Here is a 13,513-nt window from a genome sequence, read left to right as displayed (position 1 = left end):
AGCCGTGCATCGCATTCCCGTCCTACTCGGGGGTGTCGGGGTCGGGCCTTACGATCCGTCGCGTGACCGTCAAGGTGTACCTGGCGTCGGCCGCGGCGGCGGGCGCCGGGGCGTGGCTCGTCGGGGTCGCCCCGCAGTGGAGCCTCACGCTCGGACTCGTCGCGCCGCTCGTCCTCGCCGCTGCCCCACGCTTCCTTGCCGGCACGCTCGTCGGTGTCACGACCCCCGGCGCGCGCGAAGACGTCACCGCGGCGATGTCCGGCCCGCAGTTCGAGGATCATGTGGCGCGAGTGGCTCGGTCCTGCGGGGCGCCGGTGATCATGACCGCGATCACCGGAGATTGGGGAGTCGACATCATCGTCGGCAAGCGACCGAATCGTCTTGCCATTCAGTGCAAGAGACAATCACGCCCCGTCGGCGCCGGCGCCGTGCAGGAAGTGGTGGCGGGTGCGCCGATGCAGGACTGCACCAAGACGATGGTCGTGACGAACCACGAATTCACACCCGCCGCAAGAAAACTCGCCGAGCTTCACGGATGCGAGCTGGTTGCCGGCACCGATCTGCCGCGGTTGGCTTCGACAATACGGCGGCTGCTGGAGCCGTCGGCGCCGTGATTGCCTGAGTGCCCTGAGTGCCCGAAGTGCCCGAACGTGCCGTTTCATCCGCGACACGCCGCGAGAAGCGTATGAGACCGCACAATCGCGGCGGTAAAGCTGTGGATAACGTGGGCTCTCCCCCCGAAAGTTGTCATGGCTGGGCGCGACCGTTGCGGCCATGGAAGATCTCGACTGGCCGTTTCGAGCAAGCGAGGCGCTCGACGCGGGACTACTGACGTTTCGCGAGTTGCGGCGATTCCACGCCGGCGTCTATCCCGGTGTGTGGGCGCCGCGGGGCGTCGAGTTGTCGGCTGTCGACCGGGCCAGGGCCGCCTGGCTGTGGTCACGCCGACGAGGTGTACTGGCAGGCCTATCGGCGTCGGCATTGCTCGGCGCGAAATGGATCGGGCCTGACGCCGCCGCCGAACTCGTGCTGCCGAATCGGCGACCGCCGCCGAAGATCATCGTTCACAGCGACACACTGTTGCCCGAGGAGATCGTGACGCGCCATCGGATGCCAGTGACGACGCCGGAGCGCACCGCGTTCGACCTCGGCCGTCGGCTCCCGCTCGAAGAAGGGGTTCAACGCATCGACGCGCTGCTGAATGCGACGGACCTCAAGCCCGCCGACATCGACGAGGTGGCGCAGCGGCATCCCGGCGCGCGCGGCTTGCGGCAGCTGCGCCAGACACTGGAACTCGTCGACGGCGGCGCGGAGTCGCCTTACGAATCGCTGACCCGATTACTGCTGCTGCAGGCGGGATTTCCGCGTCCGGAAACCCAGATACGGGTGCTCGATCGTTCAAGGCGTGTGGTCGCACGCATCGACCTGGGATGGTCGCAGTATCGCGTCGGCGTGGATTTCGAAGGCGCACATCACTGGACTGACCCGCGACAACGTACCGCCGATGCCGAACGCTATTGGTTGCTACCGCGGCTGGGCTGGAATGACATCAGGCTGACCAGCGGCATGTTGCACAACCAGCCGCGCGTCTTTCTCGAGCGAGTCGGCGAGGCGCTACTCGCCCGCGGCTGCCCGAAAACGTGGTGAATGTGCGGTTTCATACGCGAAAGCGGCGTGTTGCGGATGAAACCGCACAACCGGCGCTCGCACAATCGGCGGCCAAGGCGCCCCGCTAGAGGATCGGCCTGCCGCCGGTCACCGCGATCCGCGCGCCGGTCACGTAGCTCGCCTCGTCGGACGCCAGCATCACGTAGACCGGCGCCAACTCGACCGGCTGACCCGCACGGCCCAGCGGCGTGTTCTCGCCGAACTGCTTGACCTTCTCCGGCGGCATCGTCGACGGGATCAACGGTGTCCAGATCGGGCCCGGCGCGACGCTGTTGGCACGAATACCCTTCTCGCCCAACATCTCCGCCAGGCTCGCCGAGAAGTTGGCGATCGCCGCCTTGGTGGCCGCGTAGGGCGCCAGCTTCGGGTTCGGCATGTCGGAGTTCACCGACGAACTGCCGATGATCGACGCACCGGCGCCCATGTGGGGCAGCGCGGCCTTCACCAGGTAGAAGTACGCCCCGACGTTGAGCCGGAACGTGTAATCCCACTCCTCGTCGCTGATCTCGTCGAGCGTGTCGTGCGTCATCTGGTAGGCCGCGTTGTTGACGAGCACATCGATGCCGCCGAATTCCTCGACGGCGCGGTCCACGACGGCACGGCAGTGCGCCGGGTCCGAGAGGTCGCCCGGTACCAGGACGCACTTGCGCCCGGCGTCCTCGACGTACTTCTGCACCTCTTTGGCGTCGCTCTCCTCGTTCAAGTAGGCGATCAGCACGTCGGCACCCTCGCGCGCGTAGGCGATCGCGACCGCGCGGCCGATCCCGCTGTCGCCTCCGGTGATGACCGCGCGTTTACCGGTCAGCCGACCGGACCCCTGGTAGCTCGTTTCGCCGCAGTCGGGCATCGGGGTCATGTCGCTCTGCACGCCGGGCGGGGACTGCTGCTGTTCTGGAAAACTCATCGATGCCTCTCATGGTCGCTGACTGTCTCGCCCCGGGGTTACCCTGCAGCGCTCCGAATACTCCGCGGCCCGTCCGCAGAGCCGCTGTTTGACATGTGTTCACTACGATGTCGGGCATGGCCGAGCCTCGACGGCGGCTCTCCCCCGCCGACCGACGCAGCGAACTGCTGACGCTCGGCGCGGAGGTGTTCGGTCAGCGGCCTTACGACGACGTCCGCATCGACGAGATCGCCGAGCGGGCGGGGGTGTCCCGGGCGCTGATGTACCACTACTTCCCGGACAAGCGAGCGTTCTTCGCCGCGGTGATCCGCGCCGAGGGCGAGCGGCTTTTCGAGGCCACCAACACGCCACCGCGCCCCGGGCAGGGCCTCTTCGACCAGGTCCGTGAGGGTGTGCTCGCCTATCTGCGCTACGACGAGGAGCACCCCCACGGCGCATGGGCCGCCTACGTGGGGTCGGGCCGCTCCGATCCCGTGCTGCGCGGTATCGAGGACACCGACAACGACCGTCAGGCCAACCGCATCCTCGGCCGCATCCAAGCCGCCGTCGGCGACGACCTGGACTCCAAGGTGGAGCGCGACCTGCGCATCACCGTCTACGGCTGGCTGGCCTTCACCTTCGAGATGTGCCGGCAACGGCTGATGGACCCGTCCATCGAAGCCGGTCCGGTCGCCGATGCGTGCGCACACGCCCTGTTCGACGCCGTCGGGCGGGTTCCCGGTATCCCGTCTGCCCTGCGCAAAGCCGTCGCCCCGGACCGCCGCTGACCTGTGGTTTCGGTGCGCGACCGGTCGTTCTGCGATAGGTAGTGCACGAAGCCGCAGCGGAGTTGTCGGTGGCGGGGTGCACCATGGATGTCGATGATCAGAGCGCCCCTCGCCCGGTTCAGCGACCTGACCCGGGAGTGGTTCACCGGCACGTTCGCCGAACCGACGCCCGCCCAGGCCCAGGCCTGGTCGGCGATCGCTGACGGGGAGAACACGCTCGTCATCGCGCCGACCGGTTCGGGTAAGACGCTTGCGGCGTTCCTATGGGCGATCGACCAGTTGGCGTCCACCCCCGCCGAGCCTCGAGCCGGCACCAGAGTGCTGTACGTCTCGCCGCTGAAGGCGCTGGCCGTCGATGTGGAGCGCAACCTGCGCACCCCGCTGACCGGTATCGCACGCGTGGCCGAACGACGCGGCGTCGCCGCGCCGGAGATCAGCGTCGGCGTGCGCTCCGGCGACACCTCCCCTGCCCAGCGGCGAGAACTGATCGCCCGGCCGCCCGACGTCCTGATCACCACGCCCGAATCGCTGTTTCTGATGTTGACCTCGGCGGCGCGCGACACCCTGGCGAACGTGCGGACCGTCATCGTCGACGAGGTGCACGCCGTGGCGGCCACCAAACGCGGCGCCCATCTCGCGCTGTCGCTGGAGCGGCTCGATCAGCTCTGCGACACCCCCGCCCAACGTATCGGGCTGTCGGCCACCGTCCGCCCACCCGAAGAGGTCGCGCGGTTCCTGTCCGGCCAGGCACGCACGACGATCGTGGCGCCGCCCGCCGCCAAGACGTTCGACCTGTCGGTCCAGGTGCCGGTGCCGGATATGGCGAACCTGGAGAACAACACCATCTGGCCTGACGTCGAGGAACGCATCGTCGACCTGATCGAGTCGCACAACTCGTCGATCGTGTTCGCCAACTCGCGCCGACTGTCCGAGCGACTCACGTCGCGGCTCAACGAGATTCACGCCGAGCGGACCGGCCAGGAGCTCGAGACGGGACCCAATCCCGGTGTCGCAGGGGGCTCGCCGGCGCACATCATGGGCAGCGGACAGGCGTCGGGTGCGCCGACGCTGCTGGCCCGCGCGCACCACGGCTCGGTCAGCAAGGAACAGCGGGCGATCGTCGAGGACGACCTCAAGAGCGGCCGACTCAAGGCCGTCGTCGCCACGTCGAGCCTGGAACTCGGAATCGACATGGGCGCAGTCGATCTCGTCATCCAGGTCGAGGCACCACCGTCGGTCGCCAGCGGCCTGCAGCGCATCGGCCGCGCCGGCCACCAGGTCGGGGAGATCTCCCAGGGCGTGCTGTTCCCCAAACACCGCACCGACCTGATCGGTTGTGCGGTGACCGTCAAACGCATGCTGGCCGGCGAGATCGAGACCATGCGCGTGCCGACCAACCCGCTCGACGTGCTGGCCCAGCACACGGTCGCCGCGTGCGCGCTCGAACCTCTCGACGCCGACCGCTGGTTCGACGCGGTGCGGCGCAGCGCTCCGTTCGCCACCCTGCCGCGCAGCGCATTCGAGGCGACGCTGGATCTGCTGTCGGGCAAGTATCCGTCGACGGAGTTCGCCGAGCTGCGGCCCCGGCTGGTGTACGACCGCGACGCCGGCACGCTGACGGCCAGGCCCGGAGCGCAGCGGCTGGCGGTCACCAGCGGCGGTGCGATCCCCGACCGCGGGCTGTTCACGGTCTATCTGGCCACCGACTCCGAAAAGCCCTCGCGCGTGGGCGAACTCGACGAAGAGATGGTGTACGAGTCACGTCCGGGCGACGTGATCTCGCTGGGCGCGACCAGCTGGCGGATCACCGAGATCACCCACGACCGCGTCCTGGTGATCCCGGCGCCCGGCCAGCCGGCGCGGCTGCCGTTCTGGCGCGGCGACGGCGTCGGCCGACCGGCCGAACTCGGCGCGGCGGTCGGAGCGTACACCGGCGAGCTGGCCCGCCTCGGTCGTGAGCAGTTTGACCAGCGTTGCCGCTCAATGGGTTTCGACCAGTTTGCCGCCGACAACCTGTGGCAGCTGATCGACGACCAGCGCCAGGCGACGGGCGTCGTCCCGTCGGACACCACATTCGTCGTCGAACGGTTCCGCGACGAACTGGGCGACTGGCGCGTCATCCTGCACTCCCCCTACGGCTTGCGGGTGCACGGCCCGCTCGCGCTGGCGGTGTCGCGACGGCTGCGGGAGCGGTACGGCATCGAGGAGAAGCCCACCGCCTCCGACGACGGCATCATCGTGCGCCTGCCCGACACCGAGGACGCTCCCCCGGGTGCCGACCTGTTCGTGTTCGACGCCGACGAGATCGAGCCGATCGTCACCGCCGAGGTGGGCGGGTCGGCGCTGTTCGCGTCCCGGTTCCGCGAGTGTGCGGCCCGCGCTTTGCTGCTGCCGCGCCGTCATCCGGGCAAACGTTCCCCGCTGTGGCATCAGCGTCAGCGCGCGGCGCAGCTGCTGGACGTCGCACGCAAGTATCCCGACTTCCCGATCGTGCTGGAGGCCGTGCGGGAGTGCCTGCAGGACGTCTACGACGTGCCCGCCTTGACGGAACTGATGCACCGGGTCGCGCAGCGCCGGTTGCGCATCGTCGAGGTGGAGACCACGACACCGTCGCCGTTCGCCGCGTCGCTGTTGTTCGGCTACGTTGGCGCCTTCATGTACGAGGGCGACAGCCCGCTGGCCGAACGACGCGCCGCCGCATTGTCGTTGGACAGCGTGCTGCTCGCCGAACTGCTGGGCCGGGTCGAGCTGCGGGAGCTCCTCGATCCGCAGGTCATCACGAGCACGACGCGCCAACTCCAACATCTCAGCGACGACCGCCAGGCCCGCGACGCCGAGGGTGTGGCCGACCTGCTGCGCCTGCTCGGGCCCTTGACCGAAGCCGAGATCGCCGACCGCTGCACGACTTCCGACATCGGCGGCTGGCTCGACGGTCTGCGTGCCGCGAAACGTGCGTTGACCGTGTCCTTCGCCGACAAGACGTGGTGGGTGGCCATCGAGGACATCGGCCTGTTGCGCGACGGCGTGGGCGTGGCCGTACCGGTCGGGGTGCCGACGGCGTTCACCGAATCGGTCGACGACCCGCTGGGCGAGCTGTTGGGCCGCTATGCCCGCACCCGGGGGCCGTTCACCACGCACGACGCGGCCGTCCGGTTCGGCCTGGGCCTGCGCGTCACCGCCGACGTGCTGGGCCGGATGGCCATCGACGGCAGGCTGATTCGCGGCGAGTTCACCGATCTTCCGGTCCCCGACCCGGCGGCCGCCGAGCAGTGGTGTGACTCCGATGTGCTCAAGATCCTGCGGCGCCGGTCGCTGGCGGCGCTGCGTGCGCAGATCGAACCGGTCAGCACCGCGGCCTACGGCCGCTTTCTGCCCGCGTGGCAGTCGGTCGGCTCGGCGCACACCAGCGGGGTTGACGGGCTCGCCACCGTGGTCGATCAGCTTGCAGGCGTAGCGATTCCGGCTTCGGCCGTCGAGTCGATGGTGTTCGGTCAACGCGTCCGCGACTACCAGCCCGCGATGCTCGACGAACTGTTGGCCTCCGGCGAGGTGACGTGGTCTGGCGCGGGCCAGATCGGTGGCGGCGACGGGTGGATCGCCTTTCATCCCGCCGAGACGGCGCCGTTGACGTTGACCGCCCCCACCGAGATCGAGTTCACCGACGTCCACCGCGCGATCCTCGAAACCCTCGATCGCGGCGGCGCCTTCTTCTTTCGTCAGCTCGCGGATAATCCGACCGAAGACCACAGGAGCGCTCTGTGGGACCTGATCTGGGCGGGCTGGATCACCGGCGACACCTTCGCACCCGTACGCGCGAAGCTGATGGGCACCCGCGTTCCGACGGGGCGGCGCAGCGCACCCGCACACCGGCAGCGGCAGCGGGCGCCGCGGTTGAGCCGCTACAGCGTCGCGCACGCCCAGACCCGCAGTGCCGATCCCACGGTGGCGGGTCGGTGGTCGAAGCTGCCGGCCGCCGAACCGGAATCGACTGTGCGCGCGCACTTCCAGGCAGAACTACTGCTCGGCCGGCACGGAGTGCTGACCAAGGGTGCGGTCGGCGCGGAGGGGGTTCCCGGCGGCTTCGCGATGCTCTACAAGGTGTTGACGGCGTTCGAGGACGCCGGCCGATGCCAGCGCGGCTATTTCGTCGAGTCGCTCGGCGGGGCCCAGTTCGCCGTCGCCTCCACGGTCGACCGATTGCGCACCTATCTGGACAGCGTCGACCAGGACCACCGCGAGTACCACGCCGTCGTCCTGGCCGCCGCCGATCCCGCCAACCCCTACGGCGCCGCGCTTCCCTGGCCGACGAGGCGATCCGACGACGACGTCACACACCGCCCGGGCCGCAAGGCCGGCGCGCTGGTCGCGATCGTCGACGGCGAACTGGTGTGGTTCCTCGAACGTGGCGGGCGGTCGCTGTTGAGCTTCACCGACGACGCCGACGCGCACATCGCAGCCGCTGGCGCCGTGGCCGAGCTGGTCGGCAGCGGCCGCGTCGGAACGCTGCTCGTCGAGAAGGTCAACGGCGTCCCGGTGCTCGAACCGGGCGCCGAGGGTGCGCGTGCCGCGGTGCACGACGCCCTGCTGGGCGCCGGCTTCGCCCGAACCCCGCGAGGCCTGCGGTTACGGTGATGAGAGCGTGCGCGAAGAACAAAGGGCGCTGAGGCATGCCCGAAGGCGACACGGTCTACCGCACCGCCACCAATCTTCGTGAGGCGTTGGCGGGCAAGCAGCTCACACGCTGCGACGTTCGGGTACCCATGTTCGCGACGGTCGACCTGACGGGGTGCGTCGTCGACGAGGTGATCAGTCGCGGTAAGCACCTGTTCATCCGCGTCGGTGACGCCAGCATTCACTCCCATTTGAAGATGGAGGGCGCCTGGCTGATCGGCGGGCAGATCCGACGGGTGCCCGAGTTCAAGATCCGGATTCTGTTGCACACCAGCACTTCCCGCGCTGCCGGTGTCGACCTCGGCGTGCTGGAGATCCTGCAACGTGACCGCGATATGGAAGCCGTCGCCCACCTCGGCCCAGACCTGCTCGGCGACGACTGGGAACCGCGGGTCGCCAGGGACAACCTCGTCGCGGATCCGCAGCGACCGCTGGCCGAGGCGTTACTGGACCAGCGCGTGATGGCGGGTGTCGGCAACGTCTACGCCAATGAACTGTGCTTCGTCACCGGCTACCTGCCCATCACCCCGGTCGGCAGCGTCAAGGACCCGCTGCGGATGGTGCAGCGGGCCCGAGACATGCTGTGGCTGAACAGGTCTCGCGTCAATCGAACCACGACCGGTGACACCCGCAGCGGACGCGACCTGTGGGTCTATGGCCGCCGCGGCCGGCCATGCCGCCGGTGCGGCACCACCATCGAGTCCGACTCCCCGCGCCCGGGCAATCCGGGCGACCGCGTCTCCTACTGGTGTCCGGTCTGCCAGACCTGACCCGCGCCCGAAGCGCGCCGAGAATGCGGTTTGTGACGGATTTCGGCCGATTCCCATCAGATACCGCAGTCTCGCCGCGGCCTGACCCGCTAGGGCAACGCCAACCGGACGATCTTGCGCACCACCGTCGCAAACTGCCGCGGCAGCGACCCTGCGTTGTACGGAATCCCGTAGCGGATGCAGATGTCCTTGACCTCTTCGGAGATCTCGGCGAGGCGGTGCGCCGGGATGTCGGGGAACAGATGGTGCTCGATCTGGAACGACAGGTTGCCGCTGAGGATGTGGAACAGCTTGCCGCCGGTCAGATTTGCCGAGCCCAGCACCTGCCGGAAGTACCACTGACCCCGCGTCTCGGCCTTGGTTTCCTCGACGGAGAACTCCTGCACGTCGTCGGGAAAGTGGCCGCAAAAGATGATCATGTACGCCCAGACATTGCGCATCAGGTTCGCGGTCAGGTTGCCCGCAAGCACCCACGGCGCGAACGGGCCCGCCAGCAGCGGGAACGCGGCGTAGTCCTTGAGCGTCTGGCGTTTGGTCTTGCGCCAGATGCCCTCGAGGATCTCACGCTTGTCCGCGATGGTGATCTCGCCGGCGCGGATCCGTTCGGTCTCGAGTTCGTGCAGCGCGACGCCGTACTGGAACAACACCATCAGAAGGAAGGCATAGACCGGATTGCCGAGGAAATAAGGAGTCCACTTCTGGTCCTTGCTCATTCGCAGAATGCCATAACCGACGTCGCGGTCCATACCGACGATGTTGGTGTAGGTGTGGTGCATGTAGTTGTGCGAGTGCCGCCACTGTTCTCCCGGACATGCGGTGTCCCACTCGAAACCCCGGCTGGAGATGTTCGGGTCGCCCATCCAGTCGTATTGACCGTGCATGACGTTGTGGCCGATCTCCATGTTGTCGAGGATCTTCGACAGTCCCAGCAGCGCGGTGCCCGCCAGCCAGAACGGCGGGAAGACGCCGCCGAACAGCAGGGTCCGGCCGCCGATCTCGAAGGCACGCTGCGTCTTGATGATTCGGCGGATGTAGGCGGCGTCGCGCTCGCCGAGGTCGGCGATCACGCGTTCCTTGAGCGCGTCGAGTTCGCGGCCGAATGCCTCGGCTTGCTCGGCGGTCAGACTGATCTTCCTGCCCGCCACCGTCTTCTCGAGGGTTCGCGGATCGTGAGTGATGTCGGTGATGACGGTCATGTCGATCTCCTTTCGGTTCTACAGCGCGAGGTCCACGTCGCCGACGGGAGTCGAGACGCAGATCTGCACGTCCTCGTCCTCGGCGGTGGAAACCGCGCCGGTGATCAGGTTCTTCACCACGCCGCGCGTCTTGCGGCGAGTGCAGCTGTGGCAGATGCCCATTCGGCATCCGCTGTCGGGGCTCAGACCTGCGTCCTCGGCCTGCTCGAGCAGCGGGCGGCCGTCGTCGGTCACCGTGACCCCGCTGTCGGCGAACGTGACTGTGCCACCCGACGGTTCGTCGGGCACGGTGTACGTCGGCGGGACAAAGCTTTCCGATCGCACGTTAGCGCAGTGCTCATGCACCGCGGCCGCGAGTTCGGGCGGGCCGCAGACGAACACCGCATCGGGCTCGGGCATCGCGGCGGCCAGGTGCGCGGGCCCGAACCGGCCGTCCAGGTCGGACCCGGCCGCCGTACGCGTATAGCCGTGCAGCACCCGCACACCCGTCATCGCATCGAGCTCGGCGCGGTAGCACGCCTCATCGGCCGAGCGGGCGTAGTGGATGAACGCGATCTCACCGCGGAATCCGCGGCCGCGCAACGTCCGCAGCATCGACATCACGGGGGTGATTCCGCTGCCGCCGGAGACGAACAGGATGCGTCGCGGCGGGTCGTCGGGAACCACGAAGTCGCCGCCGACCGAATCCAGACCCACCACCATGCCGGGGCGGGCGTGGTCACAAAGGTAACCGGAGACCAGGCCGCCGTCGTGGCGTCCCACCGTGAGCTCGAGATAAGGAGACCCCTCCGCGCTGGCCGGCGAGTACGGCCGGGTGCGACGGCGGCCGTCGATCTCGACGGTCAGGTTGATGTGTTGCCCGGCCCGGAAACCGGTGAACGCCTGATTCGGCTCGAGGGTGAGGGTGACGCTGCGCTGTGTCTGGCGCCGCACCGCGACGACCTCCGCGCGAGCGTCTGCCCGCGTCCAGGTAGGCGCGACGAGCTCGGTGTATCGGTCCACGCCATGGGGGCCGGTAAGCAGGTCGACCAGCGGTGACCCGAGCACCCGGTCCCGCAGGCCACGTGTCAGCGTTTGAGTGAACATATGTACACTGTTCACGGTCATACAGCACATCGTCAACCCATTCACCCAGGTTGTGGTAGGTTTCACATAGTGAACAGTCGTACGCCTGGCTCACGGTCGAGCCGGTCGGGACGGTCACGGTCGCGCGAACACCCGCGGGCGGCCATGTCCCGCGAGGAGCGCAAAGAGGCCACCCGGCAGGCGATCGTCGCGGCCGCCCTCAAGCTCCTCGAAGACCGCAGCTTCTCGGCGCTGAGCCTGCGCGAGGTCACGCGCGAAGCGGGCATCGTGCCCGCGGCGTTCTACCGGCATTTCGAGTCGATGGAAGCCTTGGGCCTCGTCCTCATCGACGAGTCGTTCCGCAGCCTGCGCGACATGCTGCGCGGGGCCCGTGCGGGCAGGCTCGACCCGAAGCGGGTCATCGAGTCGAGCGTCGACATCCTCATCGATGGTGTGAACGAACGTCGCGAGCACTGGCGGTTCATCGGCCGTGAACGCAACAGCGGCGTCACCGTGCTGCGCTACGCCATCCGCACCGAGATCCGGCTGATCACCTCCGAGCTCGCGATCGACCTGGCCCGCTTCCCGGGCTTGAACACGTGGAGCAGTGAAGACCTCAACATCCTGGCGAGCCTGTTCGTCAACGCGATGATCGTGATAGCCGAAGCCATCGAAGACGCCCACGACCAGGCGGCGCTCAACGAGATCAAACGGGTGGCCGTCAAACAGCTGCGAATGATCGCGGTCGGCGTCGCGGGCTGGCGCAGCACCGTGTGAAACCGGGCGCGGGTTAGCGTGTGCGCATGCCGCACCTCGAAGTTGCCTTCCCCCGTCCCGACATCGCCGTGCTCACGCTGAACCGGCCCGAGAAGCTCAATGCGCTGTCCTATGAACTCGTCGAGGATCTCCACGCCACACTCGAGCAGATCAATTCCAACAACGACTGCCGCGTCGTCGTGCTCACCGGCGCCGGACGGGGCTTCTGCTCGGGTCTGGACCTGACCGATCCGAATCCGCCGAAGGCGGGCGACGGGACGGAGTTCCCGCGTTCGGGTATGCGCTGGCAGGAGCGCATCGCCGACCTGACCGCACGCATTCACCGGCTGCGCCAACCCGTGATCGCCGCGGTCAACGGAGCCGCGTACGGCGGCGGGATGGGCATCGCGCTGGCGTGCGACATCCGGATCGCCTCCGAATCGGCACGGTTTTGCACCCAGTTCATCAAGTTGGGTCTCGGTGGCTGTGACATCGGGGTCAGCTACACGCTTCCCCGGCTCATCGGCGCGGGCCCGGCATTCGATCTCATCCTCACGGCGCGGGCGGTCGACGCGCCAGAAGCGCTGCGGCTCGGGCTGGTGTCGCGGGTGTCCAGCGACGAAGCGGTCGTCTTCGATGCCATGGCTATCGCCGAGACGCTCTGCGAGTACGGCAAGTTCGGACTCGAGTCGACGAAGCAGGTGCTGTGGGCGAACCTCGACGCGTCGAGCCTGGAAGCGGCCTTGCATCTGGAGAACCGCAGCCAGATCCTGTCCTCGACGAGCGGCGCGATGCGCGAGGCTAGCGAGGCGTTCCGCCGCCGTCCACGATCATGACCGTGCCGGTGATGTAGCTGCCGGCATCCGACGCCAACAGCAAAGCGGTGCCGACCATCTCGTCGGGCGAGGCGAGGCGTTTGAGCAACGTGCTGCCCGCCATCCCGTCGACGACCTCCTGCGGGTTGTTGCGCATCATGTCGGTGTCCACCGGCCCGGGGGCTATGGCGTTCACCCGGATGCTCGACGATGCGAACTCGGCGGCCATCGACCTGGTGAACGACATCAGCGCGGCCTTGTTGGAGGAGTAGATCGAGGTCATCGCCGAGAAGTTGAACGCCCCGACCGAAACCATGTTGATCACACTGGCTTTCGCGCTCGCCTTGAGGTACGGCAGCGCGGCCTGCACCAGGAACACCGGCCCGCGCAGGTTGACCTCGAAGGACTTCGTCAACGCCTCGGTCGTCATCTCACCAAGGGGCTGGGCCAACGCCTTCGCGGCGTTGTTCACCACGACGTCGATCCCGCCGTACTCGTCGACGGTCCGCTGCACCAGCGCGTGGAGGGCGTCGACATCCCCGAGGTGAGTCGGCACGCCGACGGCTTGGCCGCCGAGACCGCGCAGGTGCTGCGCTGCCTGATGGCACGCGTCGGGTTTGCGGCTGGCCACCACGACGCGGGCACCCGCGAGGACGAAACCCTCGGCCAACGCGAGGCCGATGCCCCTGGTGCCGCCCGTGACGATCACGGTGCGGTCGGTCATATCGAAGAGACGGTCGAAGGAAGCGCGGTCCACGGCCGTCAGTCAAGCAGACCGGTGCGCGCTCAGATGCAACCGCTCACACTGACCCGACGCCCGACGTTGACACATGCGCTGACGTTCGGCGCCGGCGGCGGGGGCACGTACACCGGCGCCGAACGTCAGCGCATGTGTCAACGT

At 68.0% G+C, this 13,513-nt stretch carries 11 protein-coding genes and 1 pseudogene; 7 read left to right on the top strand and 5 right to left on the bottom strand.

The features are described 5' to 3' along the window. Positions 1–53 precede the first annotated feature (53 nt). Positions 54–614 carry a restriction endonuclease gene (locus AU193_RS15620; protein WP_082683005.1) on the top strand — a complete coding sequence of 187 codons (561 nt, stop codon included), beginning with the start codon at positions 54–56 and terminating at the stop codon, positions 612–614. 160 nt (positions 615–774) lie between these two features. Next, the gene (locus AU193_RS15615; protein ID WP_064423286.1) at positions 775–1,647 is read left to right on the top strand and encodes a hypothetical protein; all 873 of its coding nucleotides are present in this window, start codon (positions 775–777) and stop codon (positions 1,645–1,647) included. 85 nt (positions 1,648–1,732) lie between these two features. Here AU193_RS15615 and AU193_RS15610 read toward each other — a convergent pair whose 3' ends face one another. Beyond that, positions 1,733–2,572 carry a glucose 1-dehydrogenase gene (locus tag AU193_RS15610; RefSeq protein ID WP_064423285.1) on the bottom strand — a complete coding sequence of 280 codons (840 nt, stop codon included), beginning with the start codon at positions 2,570–2,572 and terminating at the stop codon, positions 1,733–1,735. Positions 2,573–2,688: 116 nt separating this feature from the next. Between AU193_RS15610 and AU193_RS15605 the strand changes: the two genes are divergently transcribed. From AU193_RS15605 to nei2, 3 genes are all read left to right on the top strand, one after another. Further along, a complete protein-coding gene (locus AU193_RS15605) occupies positions 2,689–3,339 on the top strand; it encodes a TetR/AcrR family transcriptional regulator (protein WP_064423304.1) in 651 nt (216 codons plus the stop codon). A 93-nt stretch (positions 3,340–3,432) separates the two neighbouring features. Next, positions 3,433–7,971: an ATP-dependent helicase gene (locus tag AU193_RS15600; RefSeq protein ID WP_371259217.1), complete on the top strand. Its 4,539-nt coding sequence runs from the start codon at positions 3,433–3,435 to the stop codon at positions 7,969–7,971. 35 nt (positions 7,972–8,006) lie between these two features. After that, entirely contained in the window at positions 8,007–8,780 is a 774-nt protein-coding gene (gene nei2 / locus AU193_RS15595; RefSeq protein ID WP_064423283.1) for an endonuclease VIII Nei2, read from the top strand. Between the two features lie 89 nt (positions 8,781–8,869). Here the strand turns inward: nei2 and AU193_RS15590 are convergent, their stop codons facing one another. Both AU193_RS15590 and AU193_RS15585 read right to left on the bottom strand, forming a co-directional pair. Further along, a complete protein-coding gene (locus AU193_RS15590; RefSeq protein WP_064423282.1) occupies positions 8,870–9,976 on the bottom strand; it encodes an acyl-CoA desaturase in 1,107 nt (368 codons plus the stop codon). 18 nt (positions 9,977–9,994) lie between these two features. Further along, positions 9,995–11,062 carry a ferredoxin reductase gene (locus AU193_RS15585; RefSeq protein ID WP_064423281.1) on the bottom strand — a complete coding sequence of 356 codons (1,068 nt, stop codon included), beginning with the start codon at positions 11,060–11,062 and terminating at the stop codon, positions 9,995–9,997. A 69-nt stretch (positions 11,063–11,131) separates the two neighbouring features. Between AU193_RS15585 and AU193_RS15580 the strand changes: the two genes are divergently transcribed. Beyond that, positions 11,132–11,818: a TetR family transcriptional regulator gene (locus AU193_RS15580; RefSeq protein WP_064423280.1), complete on the top strand. Its 687-nt coding sequence runs from the start codon at positions 11,132–11,134 to the stop codon at positions 11,816–11,818. Between the two features lie 26 nt (positions 11,819–11,844). After that, positions 11,845–12,633 carry an enoyl-CoA hydratase/isomerase family protein gene (locus tag AU193_RS15575; RefSeq protein WP_064423279.1) on the top strand — a complete coding sequence of 263 codons (789 nt, stop codon included), beginning with the start codon at positions 11,845–11,847 and terminating at the stop codon, positions 12,631–12,633. On the opposite strand, the gene AU193_RS15570 is transcribed toward AU193_RS15575, so the two are convergent. Next, positions 12,599–13,369 carry an SDR family NAD(P)-dependent oxidoreductase gene (locus AU193_RS15570; protein ID WP_064423278.1) on the bottom strand — a complete coding sequence of 257 codons (771 nt, stop codon included), beginning with the start codon at positions 13,367–13,369 and terminating at the stop codon, positions 12,599–12,601. The genes AU193_RS15575 and AU193_RS15570 overlap by 35 nt on opposite strands. Before the next feature lie 29 nt (positions 13,370–13,398). After that, positions 13,399–13,485, bottom strand: a pseudogene (locus tag AU193_RS23620) (RNA-binding protein); the annotation flags it as partial. Positions 13,486–13,513: the final 28 nt, after the last annotated feature.

Origin of the sequence: Mycobacterium sp. GA-1285 (assembly GCF_001499905.1) — a bacterium.
Classification (GTDB): Bacteria; Actinomycetota; Actinomycetes; order Mycobacteriales; family Mycobacteriaceae; genus Mycobacterium.
The sequence above is the reverse complement of the archived record's forward strand: the minus strand, read 5'-3'. Positions and strand labels throughout refer to the sequence as shown.

Bases quoted from the DNA above. Each gene is read 5' to 3' on its own strand.
- AU193_RS15575 (WP_064423279.1), top strand. From the start codon at position 11,845: ATGCCGCACCTCGAAGTTGCCTTCCCCCGTCCCGACATCGCCGTGCTC.
- AU193_RS15605 (WP_064423304.1), top strand. From the start codon at position 2,689: ATGGCCGAGCCTCGACGGCGGCTCTCCCCCGCCGACCGACGCAGCGAA.
- AU193_RS15615 (WP_064423286.1), top strand. From the start codon at position 775: ATGGAAGATCTCGACTGGCCGTTTCGAGCAAGCGAGGCGCTCGACGCG.
- nei2 (WP_064423283.1), top strand. From the start codon at position 8,007: ATGCCCGAAGGCGACACGGTCTACCGCACCGCCACCAATCTTCGTGAG.
- AU193_RS15610 (WP_064423285.1), bottom strand. From the start codon at position 2,572: ATGAGTTTTCCAGAACAGCAGCAGTCCCCGCCCGGCGTGCAGAGCGAC.
- AU193_RS15590 (WP_064423282.1), bottom strand. From the start codon at position 9,976: ATGACCGTCATCACCGACATCACTCACGATCCGCGAACCCTCGAGAAG.
- AU193_RS15585 (WP_064423281.1), bottom strand. From the start codon at position 11,062: ATGTTCACTCAAACGCTGACACGTGGCCTGCGGGACCGGGTGCTCGGG.
- AU193_RS15600 (WP_371259217.1), top strand. From the start codon at position 3,433: ATGATCAGAGCGCCCCTCGCCCGGTTCAGCGACCTGACCCGGGAGTGG.